General features: G+C 41.3%; 14 protein-coding genes and 5 tRNA genes. All 19 read left to right on the top strand.

Translation table 11 applies throughout. The features are described 5' to 3' along the window. Window positions 1-213 precede the first annotated feature (213 nt). Window positions 214-957, top strand: a complete 744-nt coding sequence (gene gspN, locus ACXM0J_RS05520; protein ID WP_032005861.1) for a type II secretion system protein N — start codon at window positions 214-216, stop codon at window positions 955-957. Next, entirely contained in the window at window positions 957-1,793 is an 837-nt protein-coding gene (locus tag ACXM0J_RS05515) for a type II secretion system protein N (protein ID WP_086265341.1), read from the top strand. Before gspN ends, ACXM0J_RS05515 begins: the two co-directional genes overlap by 1 nt. A gap of 41 nt (window positions 1,794-1,834) precedes the next feature. Then, window positions 1,835-4,111 carry a type II secretion system secretin GspD gene (gene gspD, locus ACXM0J_RS05510; protein ID WP_086265340.1) on the top strand — a complete coding sequence of 759 codons (2,277 nt, stop codon included), beginning with the start codon at window positions 1,835-1,837 and terminating at the stop codon, window positions 4,109-4,111. A gap of 40 nt (window positions 4,112-4,151) precedes the next feature. Then, window positions 4,152-4,778: an FHA domain-containing protein gene (locus ACXM0J_RS05505; RefSeq protein ID WP_086265339.1), complete on the top strand. Its 627-nt coding sequence runs from the start codon at window positions 4,152-4,154 to the stop codon at window positions 4,776-4,778. A 66-nt stretch (window positions 4,779-4,844) separates the two neighbouring features. Further along, entirely contained in the window at window positions 4,845-5,513 is a 669-nt protein-coding gene (locus ACXM0J_RS05500) for a phosphoglycolate phosphatase (protein WP_086265338.1), read from the top strand. 108 nt (window positions 5,514-5,621) lie between these two features. Continuing rightward, window positions 5,622-7,115: an anthranilate synthase component I gene (trpE, locus tag ACXM0J_RS05495; RefSeq protein ID WP_086265337.1), complete on the top strand. Its 1,494-nt coding sequence runs from the start codon at window positions 5,622-5,624 to the stop codon at window positions 7,113-7,115. Window positions 7,116-7,213: 98 nt separating this feature from the next. Continuing rightward, window positions 7,214-7,289: transfer RNA gene (locus tag ACXM0J_RS05490), tRNA-Thr, on the top strand. Window positions 7,290-7,343: 54 nt separating this feature from the next. Continuing rightward, window positions 7,344-7,427: transfer RNA gene (locus tag ACXM0J_RS05485), tRNA-Tyr, on the top strand. A 37-nt stretch (window positions 7,428-7,464) separates the two neighbouring features. Beyond that, window positions 7,465-7,540: transfer RNA gene (locus ACXM0J_RS05480), tRNA-Gly, on the top strand. Window positions 7,541-7,553: 13 nt separating this feature from the next. Beyond that, window positions 7,554-7,628 (top strand) — tRNA-Thr (locus ACXM0J_RS05475). Between the two features lie 147 nt (window positions 7,629-7,775). Continuing rightward, window positions 7,776-8,966 carry an elongation factor Tu gene (gene tuf / locus ACXM0J_RS05470; protein WP_005065785.1) on the top strand — a complete coding sequence of 397 codons (1,191 nt, stop codon included), beginning with the start codon at window positions 7,776-7,778 and terminating at the stop codon, window positions 8,964-8,966. Window positions 8,967-9,026: 60 nt separating this feature from the next. Then, window positions 9,027-9,102, top strand: a tRNA-Trp gene (locus tag ACXM0J_RS05465). Between the two features lie 75 nt (window positions 9,103-9,177). Beyond that, window positions 9,178-9,618 carry a preprotein translocase subunit SecE gene (gene secE / locus ACXM0J_RS05460; RefSeq protein WP_086264361.1) on the top strand — a complete coding sequence of 147 codons (441 nt, stop codon included), beginning with the start codon at window positions 9,178-9,180 and terminating at the stop codon, window positions 9,616-9,618. A gap of 7 nt (window positions 9,619-9,625) precedes the next feature. Beyond that, on the top strand, window positions 9,626-10,159 hold the full coding sequence (gene nusG, locus ACXM0J_RS05455; RefSeq protein ID WP_002115092.1) for a transcription termination/antitermination protein NusG: 534 nt from the start codon (window positions 9,626-9,628) through the stop codon (window positions 10,157-10,159). 109 nt (window positions 10,160-10,268) lie between these two features. Beyond that, entirely contained in the window at window positions 10,269-10,697 is a 429-nt protein-coding gene (rplK, locus tag ACXM0J_RS05450) for a 50S ribosomal protein L11 (RefSeq protein ID WP_001074682.1), read from the top strand. Window positions 10,698-10,700: 3 nt separating this feature from the next. Continuing rightward, the gene (gene rplA / locus ACXM0J_RS05445; RefSeq protein ID WP_005804118.1) at window positions 10,701-11,396 is read left to right on the top strand and encodes a 50S ribosomal protein L1; all 696 of its coding nucleotides are present in this window, start codon (window positions 10,701-10,703) and stop codon (window positions 11,394-11,396) included. A 311-nt stretch (window positions 11,397-11,707) separates the two neighbouring features. Beyond that, a complete protein-coding gene (gene rplJ / locus ACXM0J_RS05440) occupies window positions 11,708-12,214 on the top strand; it encodes a 50S ribosomal protein L10 (RefSeq protein ID WP_002115099.1) in 507 nt (168 codons plus the stop codon). A gap of 42 nt (window positions 12,215-12,256) precedes the next feature. Beyond that, window positions 12,257-12,628, top strand: coding sequence for a 50S ribosomal protein L7/L12 (gene rplL / locus ACXM0J_RS05435; RefSeq protein ID WP_001229360.1), 372 nt, complete (start codon window positions 12,257-12,259; stop codon window positions 12,626-12,628). Window positions 12,629-12,932: 304 nt separating this feature from the next. Then, entirely contained in the window at window positions 12,933-17,021 is a 4,089-nt protein-coding gene (rpoB, locus tag ACXM0J_RS05430) for a DNA-directed RNA polymerase subunit beta (protein ID WP_086264360.1), read from the top strand. Window positions 17,022-17,082 lie beyond the last annotated feature (61 nt).

Below are 17,082 nucleotides of genomic sequence, written 5' to 3'. Positions count from 1 at the left end.
ATTGTTGAGATCAAATGTGCATTTACTTCATTGAGCGCCAAGTTTTCATGATTTTGTCATACGTTCAACTTATAGTCTCAATACCGAAGCCAAGTCCGATTGCTTGGTTTTTTTATATGAAGTGAATTGGCGATGTTGAAAAAGTATGCATAATGTCAGACTAGGGAGCTACTCTCAAAATAAGGACGATAATTTGCATGTTGGTAAGGCTGAATGAAGAAAAAGTCTAAGCAATGGAAGTGGTGGTTTTTTGCCCTCATTGCATTTTTAATTTTTATTATTTTACAGATCCCGGCGACTTGGCTTATTTCTAAATTTTCAAAGAATAATCAAACTCTACACAATGTAAGTGGAAATATCTGGCAAGGCCAAGCAGATTGGCGGCGTGGTACTTTGAGAGGTTCGATTCATTGGAAAACTAGACCTCTTGACCTGTTTTTATTAAGGTTCGCTGCTGATGTAGATATCCATAGTGGTAATACCCAATTAGCTGGGGTAATGGGCTATGGTGTGGGGAAAAAAGTAATTGTAAAGGCTATGAATGGTCAAATTGCGCCTGAAACATTAAAACAAATTGTGAATTGGCAATGGCCTACGAACAGCATTCAACTGAAAGATATTGAGTTTAATTATAAGAAAGAGCAGGGGTTCGCCGCAGTTGATGGTCAATTACATTGGGGTGGCGGTGCTTTAATTTATAATATTGGTGATCGTCAAGACCGTATGAATATGCCTTCTTTAAATGGGCAATTAACGGATCAAAATGGACAATTACAAGTTGATATACGTGATCAACGCAGTCAAAAAATGGCGAATCTCTTATTAGATGCCAACATGATGCTTGATGTGCAGCTCACCCAAAGATTATTACTTAATATTCCATCTTATGATGGAAAAGCTGGTTTGGATACGTTTGTCATTAGTTCTCGTCAACCCTTAATACAAGGGGGTAACTAATGAAAGTATGGATTGAGAAATTACAGCAATTACAGTGGCAAAAATTAGATCGGTTAAGTGTAGTTGTATTTGCCTTTTTGGTTTTATGGTTGTGTTGGAAATTAGCTTCATTATTTTGGTGGGTAATTGCGCCTCCTCAAATGATGCAATTTGATCGGGTCGAGTTAGGATCACAGCAGCCACAAATTCCTAACATTAGTACTTTTTCACTTTTTAATGAACCTTCAGCCAATGCAGCACAGGAAAATGTCAACCTAGAATTACAAGGCGTAATGCTGGGTTATCCGAATCGTTTTTCTTCGGCTGTGATTAAGCTAGATAATACTGCCGACCGATATCGGGTAGGAGAAACAATAGGTTCTACCTCTTATCAGTTGGCAGAAGTTTATTGGGATCACGTGATATTACGTCAAGGTAATGGAAGTACTCGTGAACTCCAATTTAAAGGTTTGCCAAACGGTTTATATCAACCTATGACGCCAGATGCATCACAACCAACTGCTACTGCACCTCAGTCGTCAGCACCTGTTAATACTGCTCAAGAGGCGTTAGGGCAAGCTATTCAGCAAATGCAAGGCAACCGTGAACAATATCTGCGTGACATGGGTGTTAGTGGGAACTCCAGTGAGGGTTTTGAAGTTACAGAACGTACACCCACTGCGCTTCGAAATAAGTTAGGTTTAAGGCCGGGTGATCGGATTGTTTCATTAAACGGTCAAACGGTTGGGCAGGGACAAACGGATGTGCAGTTACTTGAACAGGCTCGACGAGCTGGGCAAGTGAAAATAGAAATAAAACGTGGTGATCAAGTGATGACCATACAACAAAATTTTTAGTGATAACACGTCACCATAAGAGTTAGGAATTATCGCAAGTTATGGCTTTATTGAATCATCAACGTCCACTTTGGGCATTACTTGCAGCAGCCCCATTGATTGCGACAGTGAGCAGCAGTGTCTATGCCCAAACATGGAAGATCAATTTACGTGATGCTGACTTAACTGCATTTATTAATGAAGTGGCAGATATTACGGGTAAAAACTTTGCAGTAGATCCACGAGTACGTGGTAACGTCACAGTTATATCGAATAAGCCTCTGAATAAGAATGAAGTTTACGACCTGTTTCTTGGGGTCTTAAACGTAAATGGAGTGGTGGCAATTCCTTCGGGTAACACCATTAAACTGGTACCAGATAGTAATGTCAAAAATTCGGGAATCCCTTACGATTCGCGAAATAAATTGCGTGGTGATCAGATTGTTACCCGAGTCATTTGGCTTGAAAATACAAATCCAAATGATTTAATTCCAGCACTCCGTCCTTTAATGCCTCAATTCGCACATATGGCTGCGATAGCAGGCACTAATGCGCTGATTGTTTCGGACCGAGCTGCGAATATTTACCAACTTGAAAATATTATTCGTAATCTAGATGGTACTGGCCAAAATGATATTGAGGCGATAAGTCTCCAATCGAGCCAAGCGGAAGAAATCATTACTCAACTGGAGGCAATGAGCGCTACGGGAGCATCTAAAGATTTTAACGGTGCACGTATCCGTATTATTGCAGACAACCGAACAAATCGTATTTTAGTTAAGGGCGATCCTGAAACACGTAAGCGTATTCGCCATATGATTGAAATGCTGGATGTGCCTTCGGCCGACCGTTTAGGTGGTCTAAAAGTTTTTCGATTGAAATATGCAAGTGCAAAAAATTTATCTGAGATTTTGCAAGGCCTCGTAACAGGACAAGCTGTTTCTTCGTCAAATAGTAATAATAGTTCTTCTAATTCATCGAATCCGATCAATAATTTGATGGGTAATAACCAGAATTCTAGTTCAAATACCTCTGGTTCAAATGGTAGCTCAATTTCTACGCCATCTATTAATTTAAACGGTAATTCGAACAATAATAATCAGAACAATATCTCTAGCTTTAGCCAAAATGGTGTGAGCATTATTGCGGATAATGCCCAAAACTCGTTAGTAGTTAAGGCAGATCCTCAATTAATGCGCGAAATTGAATCTGCTATTCAGCAGCTAGATGTCCGTCGTCAGCAGGTTCTGATTGAAGCTGCAATTATCGAAGTGTCAGGAGATGATGCGGATCAACTTGGCATTCAATGGGCACTTGGTGATTTATCTAGTGGGATTGGTTTACTTAGCTTTAGTAATGTAGGTGCTAGTTTATCTTCTATTGCTGCTGGTTATTTATCGGGTGGTTCCGCTGGGGCTGCAGCCGCTATCGCTGGAGGTGCTAATAAAGGTAATGGGGCAACTTTGGCTCTGGGTAATTTTGAGAATTCCCGTAAGGCTTATGGTGCATTAATTCAAGCGCTTAAAACTAATACCAAATCAAATTTGCTTTCGACACCATCCATAGTGACGATGGATAATGAAGAGGCTTATATTGTTGTCGGTCAGAACGTTCCCTTTGTAACAGGATCGGTCACTACAAACAGTACGGGTATCAACCCATACACCACGGTTGAGCGTAAAGATGTCGGTGTGACATTAAAAGTCGTTCCACATATCGGTGAGGGTGGTACAGTTCGTCTGGAAGTAGAGCAAGAAGTCTCTGCTGTTCAAGACAGTCGTGGACAAGCAGCTGACTTAGTAACAAGTAAACGTGCCATTAAAACTGCTGTTTTGGCTGAGCATGGACAGACAGTAGTGCTTGGTGGTTTGGTGTCGGATGACACGTCACTTTCAAGACAAGGTATACCTGGGTTAAGTAGTATTCCCTATGTTGGGCGTTTGTTCCGCTCAGATAATAGAAGCAATGTAAAACGTAACCTTCTTGTTTTTATCCACCCAACAATTGTGGGTGATGCAAATGATGTGCGCCGTTTGTCTCAGCAGCGCTATAGCCAGCTTTATAGCTTGCAATTGGCTATGGATAAAAATGGCAACTTTGCAAAACTGCCTGAGCAAGTTGATGATGTCTATAATCAAAAGATGACACCACCTAGTATTGCCTCTCAGCCAAAGAATTATCAACAGGTTCCATCAGGTGGAAAAACCTCGACGGTAACTACACCTGTAGCGGTAGAGCCGGCAGTGCAAAAGCAAACCTTACAGTTACCTGATCCTGAAGTTAATCGTACTAAAAATACAGTAACAACAACGACACTGCGCCCAAGCACAGCACAGTAGTAGCATGTTATGATTGATAAAAAATGAATAGGACATACGCATGACTTGGAAACTACAAGCAATTACTGGTGAAATTACTGGCCAAGAAATTAATGTTGATCGCGATATGTTGGTAGGGCGTCATCAAGATGCTGATGTGTTGTTACAAGCTGCTGAAATTTCACGTCGCCATGCTGCATTGCTTCTAAAAGATCAAGCGCTATGGGTGCAAGACCTTAATTCATCGAATGGCACATTTGTAAACGATATTCGTATTGAGCAAGAAAAGCAGCTACATGATGGTGATATTGTTCAGTTTGCTAGTTTTAAATTTTCTGTATTGGCACCTGCACAGAAAATCACGGAATTACCTGAAATTGAAGCCGAGCCTGTAAATACAACATCATCTCCAGATTTAAGCGATCAAGGAATGCCGAGCCTTGCAGAGCGTGCTGCAGAAGTGGAAGTTCGTCGCGATGGTATGCCGCAGAATATTTCTATTCCAAAACCTGCACCTATTCCAGAGGGTGTAGATATTAATGCACAACAGCAAACACCTATCGCTTTTGATGAGCCAGTTTCTCGTGTTGCTGAAGAAAGAGAGCAACAGAAGAATGCCTCAGTTGGTTTAATCACTATTATTATTTTAGTAATTTTAGCGGTATTGGCATGGTTATTCTTTAAATAATCCTTTGCTGCTTTTACAATCAAGGCATGCTAAACGCATGCCTTTTTAATTTTGAGTAGAAAAAAGATGTCTGTTGCACAACTAAGTAAGCGCGATTTAATTTTATTTGATCTAGATGGGACGTTGGTTGATTCTGCTGCTGATTTGTATCGGTCTATGAATTTAAGTTTAGAGGCGCTAAGTTGGCCATTGGTAACAGAAGTCCAAATACGAGAATGGGTGGGTAAGGGAGCTTCAAAACTCTGTGAAAGTGTTCTACTCCATATTTTTGGAAAATTAGATCCTGAACAACATAAAGTCTTATTAGAAAAATTTATTGATATATATAGTGTAGAACTCTGTGTAAATACTCAAATTTATCCTGGTGTAACCGAGTTTTTAAAACATTGTAAAACTTTGAATATACAAATGGCATGCGTTACCAATAAGCCTGTACAACTTGCCCAAGGTTTGCTTGATGCTTTACAGCTCTCTCCATATTTTCAAGTCGTACTTGGTGGGGACAGCTTACCTGAGAGAAAGCCTCATCCATTGCCATTATTGCATTGCATGCAAAGCCTAAAAATATCTGCTTCACAATCATTAATGATTGGAGATTCAAGTAATGATATTGAGGCTGCGCGTCGTGCTGGAATTGATTGTATTGTGGTTAGCTATGGCTATAATCATGGAGAAAATATCTATGATTGCCAACCTCAGCAAGTTGTTGATAGTCTTGCTGAGTTAATTATTTAATGAATGAAATGGAGATCAGAATGAATAAGCGTATGGTTTTTCGATGGCGTGTCTAAACCGAATCTAGAAAAACACACTTTTAAATCGAAACCATATTAGAGAAAATTCATGACAACATTAGCGCAATTCGAGCAACTTAAGGCTGCTGGTTACAACACAATTCCAGTCTATCGCCAACGCTTAGCAGACACAGAAACACCTTTATCTGTTTTCGCTCGTTTTAAAGACCACACGCAAGCTTATTTATTTGAGTCAGTCGAAGGTGGCGAAAATTGGGCACGCTACTCTATGATTGGTTTAGGAGAGTCGACGGTTTTCTCGTGTAATGCAGGTGTTCTATCTATACAACATGCTGATGGCTCAATTACACAACAAGATTGCCAAGACCCATTTCAATATATTCGTGAATTTCAGAAGCAATTTAAAGTGCCATCTGCTGAGCTTTTACCAAACTTACCAAGTTTTACGGGCGGATTAGTGGGTTATTTGGGCTATGACGCAGTCCGTTATATCGAGCCACGTTTAAAGAACGTTCCTATAGCTGATCCGATTACATTGCCGGATTTGTGGTTGATGCTCTCAAAGACAGTCATTGTTTTTGACAACCTTAAAGATACTTTATTTTTAATTGTTCATGCGGATACAGAGCAGAGTAATGCTTATGAAGACGCTCAGAAAAAATTAGATGAATTAGAACAGTTGTTAGCTACTCCAGTTAGTTTGCAAGCTAAGCCGCATACACCTCCACATTTTGAATCAATTACTGGTAAAGCGAAATTCTTAGAGACAGTCGAAAAAGTTAAAGAATATATACGTGCTGGTGATGTGATGCAGGTTGTTCCGGGGCAGCGTATGGTTTCTGATTTCGATGGAGAGGCTTTACAAGTTTATCGTGCTTTACGTCATTTGAACCCATCACCTTATTTATTTCTGGTACAAGGGCAAACGATTACAGATAAAAAGCCATTCCATATTGTAGGGTCATCGCCAGAAATTCTTTCTCGTTTAGAAAATGGTATTGCTACAGTGCGTCCTCTTGCAGGTACCAGACCACGTGGAAAAACTAAAGAAGAAGATCTTGCTTTAGAAAAAGATTTGCTTTCTGATGAAAAAGAAATCGCTGAGCATTTAATGCTGATTGACCTTGGTCGAAATGACGTTGGGCGAGTTTCTAAAATTGGCAAGGTGCAAGTGACAGATCAAATGGTGATTGAGCGCTATTCGCATGTCATGCACATTGTCTCAAATGTACAAGGCGAAGTTCGTGATGATATCGATGCGCTAGATGTATTTAAAGCAACTTTCCCAGCCGGTACTTTATCGGGTGCACCAAAAATTCGTGCAATGGAAATTATTGATGAAGTTGAGCCTGTGAAAAGAGGTGTGTTTGGCGGGGCAGTAGGATATTTGGGATGGCACGGCGAAATGGATATGTCGATTGCAATCCGTACTTGTGTTATTCGAGATAAAAAGGTCTATGTACAGGCTGGAGCAGGGCTAGTTGCAGACTCAAATCCTGAATCTGAATGGAATGAAACGCAAATAAAAGCTCGCGCAGTGATCAAAGCGGTTGAATTATCATCAAACGGATTGATTTTATGAGTTTTTAGCGGTTTTTTTAAAAAAACCGCTTGCATCGTTTGGAAGTTTTGCTAAACTGCACACCGTTCCGATACGAAACGTACGAAACACCAAGAAGAGCCGGCATAGCTCAGTTGGTAGAGCAACTGACTTGTAATCAGTAGGTCCACAGTTCGAATCCGTGTGCCGGCACCATCTTAAAGGTGTGTAGTTGTGAAGTAAAGAACAACACTGAAATAAGTGTGATATGGTGAGATTCCCGAGCGGTCAAAGGGGGCGGACTGTAACTCCGCTACGAAAGTTTCGAAGGTTCGAATCCTTCTCTCACCACCATTAACTTCGATTGAAGTGGTATATATACCAACACAGTGCGGGAGTAGCTCAGTTGGTAGAGCGGCAGCCTTCCAAGCTGCATGTCGCGAGTTCGATCCTCGTCTCCCGCTCCATCGAAGGATAATCGCTCTTATAGCTCAGTGGTAGAGCACTCCCTTGGTAAGGGAGAGGTCTCGAGTTCAAATCTCGATAAGAGCTCCAGATACAGTTTAGTAGATTTTCTACAAAGATTTAAAAAGCAGGCTTATTAGTCTGCTTTTCAAGTATTGGGTGTTTGATTTTTTAGGCGATATGTCGATGCTGAGTTTTTGCTCAGAATTGTGTTCGACGTAAACGAGGACTATAAACATGGCTAAGGCTAAGTTTGAACGTAATAAGCCACACGTAAACGTGGGCACAATCGGTCACGTTGACCATGGTAAAACAACTTTAACTGCTGCGATTGCAACAATTTGTGCAAAAACTTACGGCGGTGAAGCGAAAGATTACTCACAAATCGACTCAGCACCTGAAGAAAAAGCACGTGGTATTACAATTAATACTTCACACGTAGAATACGATTCTCCAATTCGTCACTACGCGCACGTTGACTGCCCGGGCCACGCCGATTACGTTAAAAACATGATTACTGGTGCTGCTCAGATGGACGGCGCGATCCTTGTGTGTGCTGCGACTGACGGTCCAATGCCACAAACTCGTGAACACATCCTTCTTTCTCGTCAGGTTGGTGTACCTTACATCATCGTATTCTTAAACAAGTGTGACCTTGTTGATGATGAAGAATTACTTGAATTAGTTGAAATGGAAGTTCGTGAACTTCTTTCTACTTATGACTTCCCAGGTGATGACACTCCAGTTATCCGTGGTTCTGCGCTTAAAGCGTTGGAAGGCGATGCTGGTCAATATGGTGAGTCTTCAGTTCTTGCTCTTGTTGAAGCGCTTGACTCTTACATCCCAGAACCAGAACGTGCTATCGACAAAGCATTCTTAATGCCAATTGAAGACGTATTCTCAATTTCTGGTCGTGGTACTGTAGTAACAGGCCGTGTAGAAGCTGGTATCGTTAAAGTCGGTGAAGAAGTAGAAATCGTTGGTATTAAAGATACAGTTAAAACAACTGTAACTGGCGTAGAAATGTTCCGTAAACTTCTTGACGAAGGCCGTGCAGGCGAGAACTGTGGTATCTTACTTCGTGGTACTAAGCGTGAAGACGTACAACGTGGTCAAGTACTTGCTAAACCAGGTACAATCAAGCCGCACACTAAATTCGACGCAGAAGTATACGTACTTTCTAAAGAAGAAGGTGGTCGTCACACTCCATTCTTAAATGGTTACCGTCCACAGTTCTATTTCCGTACAACTGACGTAACTGGTGCAATCCAATTACAAGACGGCGTTGAAATGGTTATGCCAGGCGACAACGTTGAAATGTCAGTAGAGTTAATCCACCCAATCGCAATGGACCCAGGTCTACGTTTTGCGATCCGTGAAGGTGGTCGTACTGTAGGTGCTGGTGTTGTTGCGAAAGTAACTGCATAAGCATATTATAGTGACGGATTACGTCTCAGGTTGGGGGCTTTGGCTCTCAACTTGCATTATAGGTCAGTAGTTCAATTGGTAGAGCGTCGGTCTCCAAAACCGAATGTTGGGGGTTCGAGTCCCTCCTGACCTGCCATATTTTGAAATAAAAAGCTTGATGCTGGCTTAGTTGTTCATATAATAAGTCGCGAGTTCTACGACGAGTACAAAAATGTCGAATGATAAATCGCGTGACGCATTGAGCGACGCGCCAATTCCTCAAAGAAATAATTCTGCTGAAGTTGTTCGTTCTGGTTCGCCTTTAGATATTGTTCTATGGGTGATTGCAATAGCATTGTTGCTTTTAGCTACCATGGTGAACCAACATTTGCCAGCGTATTGGGCACCTGCAAATAATGTTTGGATGCGCGTTGGGGCAATTTTTGCTTGTATCGTTGTGGCTTTAGGTTTATTATACGCCACCCATCAAGGTAAAGGCTTCGTTCGCTTGCTAAAAGATGCACGAGTCGAATTGCGTCGAGTAACTTGGCCAACAAAACAAGAAACAGTCACTACATCGTGGCAGGTTCTATTGGTTGTAGTTGTCGCATCATTGGTTTTATGGTGCTTTGACTATGGTTTGGGTTGGTTAATTAAGTTGATTATCGGGTAAAAGAGCTATGAAACGTTGGTACATTATTCATGCCTACTCTGGCTATGAAAAACAAGTGATGCGTTCACTTACAGAACGAATCCAGCGTAGCGCTGTTGCCGATAGCTTTGGTGATGTCCTTGTTCCTACCGAAGAAGTGGTAGAAATGAAGGATGGTAAGAAACGTAAATCTGAGCGTAAATTCTTTCCTGGCTATGTGTTAGTCGAAATGGAAATGAATGATGATACTTGGCATATCGTTAAAGAATGTCCAAAGGTTCTAGGTTTTATTGGTGGCACACCTGAAAAACCAGCACCAATCACTCAACGTGAAGCAGATGCGATTCTTGCGCGTGTACGTAATACTGGTGAAGCGCCACGTCCTAAAACGATGTTTGAACCAGGTGAAGAATTACTTGTTATTGACGGTCCATTCACAGACTTTAAAGGTGTGGTGGAAGAGGTTCAATACGATAAGTCACGTTTAACGTTGACGATTAATGTATTTAATCGACCAACTCAGGTTGAACTCGAGTTTCGCCAAGTCGAAAAAACGATTTAATCTCAATTGGTTGAAAAGCGCCCGATTTTATCGGGCATTGTTGTTGTAACAGTAATGTTGCGTAAAGATTGGGGAGCCTAGCGGCGTTTGTACCCAGAGGTATTTTAAAATGGCTAAGAAGATTGACGGCTATATCAAGCTGCAAGTTCCAGCTGGTAAAGCAAATCCATCTCCACCAATTGGTCCTGCATTAGGTCAACGTGGTGTAAACATCATGGCATTCTGTAAAGAATTCAATGCTGCTACACAAAAAGTTGAACCAGGTCTTCCAATTCCTGTAGTGATTACTGTGTACAACGACAAGTCGTTCACATTCATCATGAAAACTCCTCCAGCTTCTATTCTTCTTAAGAAAGCTGCTGGTATTCAAAAGGGTTCATCTGTACCAAACAAAACTAAAGTTGGTAAGTTGACTCGTGCTCAGTTAGAAGAAATTGCGACTACTAAAGAACCGGATTTAACTGGTGCTGATTTAGACGCACGTGTTCGTACCATCGCTGGTTCTGCACGTTCTATGGGCTTGGAAGTGGAGCTATAAGACATGGCAAAGTTAACTAAACGTCAAAAAGCCATTGCTGCTGCTGTTGAAGCAAACAAAGTTTACACTTTGGAAGAAGCAGTACAAGTTCTTAACAGCCTACCTGCTGCAAAGTTCAAAGAATCTTTGGATGTAGCTGTAAATCTTGGTGTAGACCCACGTAAATCTGACCAGGTTGTTCGTGGTGCAACTACATTACCTGCGGGTACTGGTAAAACTGTACGTGTAGCCGTATTTGCTCAAGGCGCGCAAGCAGAAGCTGCTAAAGAAGCTGGTGCTGATGTTGTAGGTTTTGATGACCTTGCTGAAAGCATCCAAGGTGGAAACCTTGACTTTGATGTTGTAATCGCTGCTCCTGACGCTATGCGTGTTGTTGGTAAGCTCGGTACAATTCTTGGTCCACGTGGTTTAATGCCAAACCCTAAAGTTGGTACTGTAACTCCTGACGTAGCGAATGCTGTTAAAAACGCTAAATCTGGTCAGGCTCGTTACCGTGTAGACAAAGCGGGTATTATCCATGCTGCGATCGGTCAAGTAGGCTTTGATGCTGCTGCTATCCGTCAAAACGTTGAAACTTTAGTTGCTGACTTGAAAAAGTTAAAACCTGCAACTTCTAAAGGTGTATACATCAAAAAGATCACTTTGAGCTCAACTATGGGTCCTGGTCTTACTGTTGATGTAAACAACGTTTCTAACTAAGTTTAGACTTGGTAAAGAATTTTAAAGTCCTGATTGGGGACAGAACTTAAATAGAAATATTTTTCTATTTGGTGGGGTAGGGCAAAGCTTTATTCCTTACTCATCAGGCGGACTTTGAATTGATAAATGAGAATTTATCAGCGTCAAAGACCTCAGGCGAAAAGATGTCATTTTCGAATAGCACTTTTCTTAATAAACCAGCCTGCGTAGACGCGGTGGTGTGATTTGTTCCTCCTCCGCGTGTAAGTCGAAAGGCTTACGAATTGGGAGTGTGCCCATTGGGTACATAAATCACCTTAGGAGGTTTTACAATGGCTCTTCTTATTGAAGACAAAAAACAGATCGTTGCGGAAGTAAGTGAAGTTGCTTCTAAGGCGTTTGCAGCCGTTGTTGCTGACTACCAAGGCTTAAGCGTAGAGCAATTAACAACACTTCGTGTTGAAGCTCGTAAGTTAGGTGTTTCTACACGTATTGTACGTAACACTTTAGCTAAACGCGCACTTCAAGATACTCAATTCAATATCTTGAACGACAACCTTGTTGGTCCAACAATTCTAGGTTTTTCAACTTCTGAAGATGACATGGGTGCAGCTGCACGTTTGTTCGAAGATTTTGCTAAAACTAACAAAGCATTTGAATTAAAAGCTGCTGCATTTGACGGCAAAGTTTATCAAGGTGCTGACGTTAGCGTAATTGCAAATCTTCCGAACCAAGAGAAAGCTCTTACTATGCTTGCCTCTGTCCTTCAAGCTCCTATTTCGAAATTGGGTCGCCTTATTACAGCGCTCAAAGAGAAAAACGAGTCAGAAGCTGCTTAATCAATTTTACACACCATTCAATATCCATTTGGAGTTATTCTCATGGCTTTAACTAACGAAGAAATCTTAAACGCAGTTGCTGAAAAAACTGTTCTTGAACTTGTTGAATTAATTTCTGCTTTCGAAGAGAAATTCAACGTTTCAGCTGCAGCTGTTGCTGTTGCTGCTCCAGCTGGTGGCGCTGCTGCTGCTGCTGAAGAACAATCTGAATTCAACGTTGAGTTGACTTCTTTCGGTGCTAACAAAGTAGCTGTAATTAAAGCAGTTCGTGAAGCAACTGGCCTTGGTCTTAAAGAAGCTAAAGACCTAGTTGAAGGTGCTCCTCAAGTTCTTAAAGAAGGCGTTTCTAAAGAAGAAGGCGAAGAACTTAAGAAGAAACTTGAAGAAGCTGGTGCTACAGTTACACTTAAGTAATTGTAAAAGGAGTCGGTTTTTAAATCGGCTCCATAAAATGGCTGATGGCTCTTGGGTCATCAGCCTTTTTGCGTTACAATAATCGGCTCGATTTTTGTTAGTTTTGTTTGATTTTTGAGAAAATCAAAATAAGACAAGTAATTTCAAATGTTTACCAATATTTTTCTTTTTTAAAAATATTGTTAAGCGTTTTTATACCACTAAAAATTGCAGCATTTGTAAACAGTGGTGGCCATATCGGCCTGCGTAATTCCTTCTGAGCCCGTTCTGCAGGCGGGCTTAGTTTACTTTCCGAGGACTCCAGATGGCATACTCATATACCGAAAAGAAACGGATCCGTAAGAATTTTGGTAAATTGCCCCAAGTAATGGATGCACCGTACTTACTTTCGATTCAGGTCGATTCGTACAGAACATTCTTGCAAGATGGCAAAACTCCAAAAAACCGCGAAGATATCGGTCTCCAAGCCGCATTTCGTTCAGTTTTTCCTATCGAAAGTTATTCTGGCAATGCTGCTTTAGAATTTGTTGAGTATAGCCTTGGTAAACCTGAGTTCGATGTACGCGAATGTATTCTTCGTGGTTCGACTTATGCGGCACCAATGCGCGTTAAAATTCGTTTGATTATTAAAGATCGCGAAACTAAATCAATTAAAGACGTACGAGAACAAGAAGTCTATATGGGTGAAATTCCACTCATGACTGAAAACGGTACATTCGTCATTAATGGTACTGAGCGTGTAATCGTATCTCAATTACATCGTTCACCAGGCGTTTTCTTTGATCACGATAAAGGTAAAACTCACTCAAGTGGTAAAGTGTTGTATTCAGCACGTATCATTCCTTACCGTGGTTCATGGTTAGACTTCGAATTTGATGCAAAAGACTTGGTTTACGTACGTATTGACCGTCGTCGTAAATTACTTGCTACTGTTGTGTTGCGTGCATTAGGTTATAACAACGAACAAATCTTGAATTTGTTCTATGAAAAAGTACCTGTGTATCTTGACATGGGCAGTTACCAAATTGACCTAGTACCTGAGCGTTTACGTGGGGAAATGGCACAATTTGATATTGCTGATAATGACGGTAAAGTTATTGTTGAGCAAGGTAAACGTATCAATGCTCGTCATGTACGTCAAATGGAAGCTGCTGGTTTAACAAAACTTTCAGTTCCTGATGAATACTTATATGAACGTATCATTGCTGAAAATATTACTTTACGTGATGGTGAAGTAATTGCTGCTAATACGTTGTTAAGCCATGAAGTTATGGTGAAACTGGCAGAAGGTGGTGTTAAACAGTTCAATATCTTGTTTACGAACGATATTGATCGTGGTTCGTTTGTTGCTGATACATTACGAGCAGATACAACAGCCGGTCGTGAAGAAGCATTAGTTGAAATTTATAAAGTAATGCGTCCGGGCGAGCCGCCAACAAAAGAAGCTGCTGAAAACTTATTCAATAACTTATTCTTCTCTTCTGAGCGTTATGACTTATCTCCAGTAGGTCGTATGAAGTTCAACCGTCGTTTAGGTCGTCCATACGAAGTTGGTACTGACCAGAAGTCACGTGAAGTAGAAGGTATTTTATCGAACGAAGATATCATTGATGTATTACGTACATTGGTTGAAATCCGTAACGGTAAAGGTGAAGTCGACGATATCGATCACTTAGGTAACCGTCGTGTACGTTCTGTTGGTGAAATGACTGAAAACCAATTCCGTGTTGGTTTGGTACGTGTTGAACGTGCAGTTAAAGAACGTTTAAGCCAAGCAGAAACAGATAACTTGTCTCCACAAGATCTAATTAACGCGAAACCAGTTGCTGCTGCAATCAAAGAATTCTTTGGTTCAAGCCAATTATCTCAGTTCATGGACCAAAACAACCCATTATCTGAGATTACGCATAAGCGTCGTGTATCAGCGCTTGGGCCTGGTGGTTTAACACGTGAGCGTGCGGGCTTTGAGGTGCGTGACGTACATCAAACTCACTATGGTCGTGTATGTCCAATTGAAACGCCGGAAGGTCCAAACATTGGTTTGATCAACTCGCTTTCTGTATATGCAAAAGCAAATGACTTCGGTTTCTTGGAAACACCTTACCGTAAAGTGGTAGATGGTCGTGTAACTGATGCAGTTGAATACCTTTCTGCTATTGAAGAAGTAGGTACTGTTATTGCACAGGCCGACTCTGCAGTAGATAAAGATGGCAACTTAACAGAAGAGTTTGTTTCTGTTCGTCATCAAGGTGAATTCGTACGTATGCCACCAGAAAAAGTGACGCATATGGACGTTTCTGCTCAGCAGGTTGTATCTGTTGCTGCATCACTTATTCCATTCCTTGAACACGATGACGCGAACCGTGCGCTTATGGGTTCAAACATGCAACGTCAGGCAGTTCCTACTCTACGTGCGGATAAACCGCTTGTAGGTACAGGTATGGAAGCGAACGTTGCACGTGACTCAGGTGTGTGTGTAATCGCAAACCGTGGTGGTGCAATTGAATACGTAGATGCTTCACGTATCGTTATTCGTGTAAACGAAGATGAAATGATTGCTGGTGAGGCTGGTGTAGACATCTATAACCTCATTAAATATACGCGTTCTAACCAGAATACTTGTATCAACCAAAATATTATCGTGAATTTAGGCGACAAAGTTGCTCGCGGTGATATCTTGGCAGATGGTCCGTCTACAGATATGGGTGAGCTTGCGCTTGGTCAAAACATGCGCGTTGCGTTCATGACTTGGAACGGTTACAACTACGAAGACTCGATCTTATTATCTGAGCGTGTACTTCAAGAAGACCGTTTAACTTCTATTCATATTCAAGAATTATCTTGTGTAGCGCGTGATACTAAGTTAGGTGCAGAAGAAATTACTGCCGATATTCCTAACGTTGGTGAAGCTGCACTTTCTAAACTTGATGAATCAGGTATCGTTTATATCGGTGCTGAAGTTACAGCAGGTGACATCCTTGTTGGTAAAGTAACGCCTAAAGGTGAAACTCAGTTAACTCCTGAAGAAAAATTGCTTCGTGCAATTTTTGGTGAGAAAGCAGCTGATGTTAAAGATTCATCTTTACGTGTTCCATCTGGTACAAAAGGTACAGTTATCGATGTTCAAGTCTTCACTCGTGATGGCTTAGAGAAAGATGACCGTGCATTGGCGATCGAAAAAGCACAACTTGATGCTTACCGTAAAGACTTGAAAGAAGAATACAAGATCTTTGAAGAAGCAGCTCGTGAGCGTGTAATTCGTTTGCTTAAAGGCCAAGAGTCTAATGGCGGTGGTTCAACTAAACGTGGTGACAAACTCGTTGAAGAGGTGTTATCTGGTTTAGAGCTTGTTGATTTACTTGAAATTCAACCGGCAGATGAAGCAATCGCTGAGCGTTTAACTCAAATTCAAGTGTTCTTAAAAGAAAAGAGCGCAGAGATTGATGAAAAATTCGCTGAGAAGAAACGTAAGCTTGCAACAGGTGATGAATTAACAACTGGCGTATTGAAAGTTGTTAAAGTTTACTTAGCTGTTAAACGTCGTATTCAGCCTGGTGATAAGATGGCTGGTCGTCACGGTAACAAGGGTGTTGTATCTAACATCTTACCTGTTGAAGATATGCCACACGATGCTAACGGTGTACCAGTAGATATCGTATTGAACCCGTTAGGCGTACCATCTCGTATGAACGTGGGTCAGATTCTTGAGACTCACTTGGGTATGGCGGCTAAAGGGCTTGGCGATAAAATCGAGAAAATGTTGAAAGAACAGCGTACAGTTTTAGAACTGCGTGAATTCTTAGACAAGATTTATAACAAAGTCGGTGGTGAGCAAGAAGATCTTGATAGCTTAACTGATGCTGAAGTCTTAGCTCTTTCAGGCAACTTACGTGCTGGTGTGCCTTTGGCTACGCCTGTATTTGATGGTGCTGAAGAAAGTCAAATTAAAGACTTACTTGAGTTAGCTGGTATCTCTCGTACAGGTCAAACAGTATTGTATGATGGCCGTACTGGTGAACAGTTTGACCGTCCTGTAACTGTAGGTTACATGTACATGCTCAAATTGAACCACTTGGTTGATGACAAGATGCATGCTCGTTCAACAGGTTCTTACTCTCTTGTTACACAGCAACCGCTTGGTGGTAAAGCACAATTCGGTGGTCAGCGTTTCGGTGAGATGGAAGTCTGGGCACTTGAAGCTTACGGTGCTGCATATACACTCCAAGAGATGTTAACTGTTAAGTCGGATGACGTTGAAGGTCGTACACGTATCTACAAGAATATTGTAGATGGTAACCATTATATGGATCCGGGTATGCCTGAATCGTTCAACGTATTGACCAAAGAGATCCGTTCTTTAGGTATCAACATTGAACTGAAAAATGGTGACTAAGTCGTAAGACTCACGATTTTTTAGGTAAAAACAATATTTGTGACCCAGTCGGGTAAGCGTT

This window comes from Acinetobacter sp. GRABPA_MV_2, from assembly GCF_056725885.1.
The sequence above is the reverse complement of the archived record's forward strand: the minus strand, read 5'-3'. Positions and strand labels throughout refer to the sequence as shown.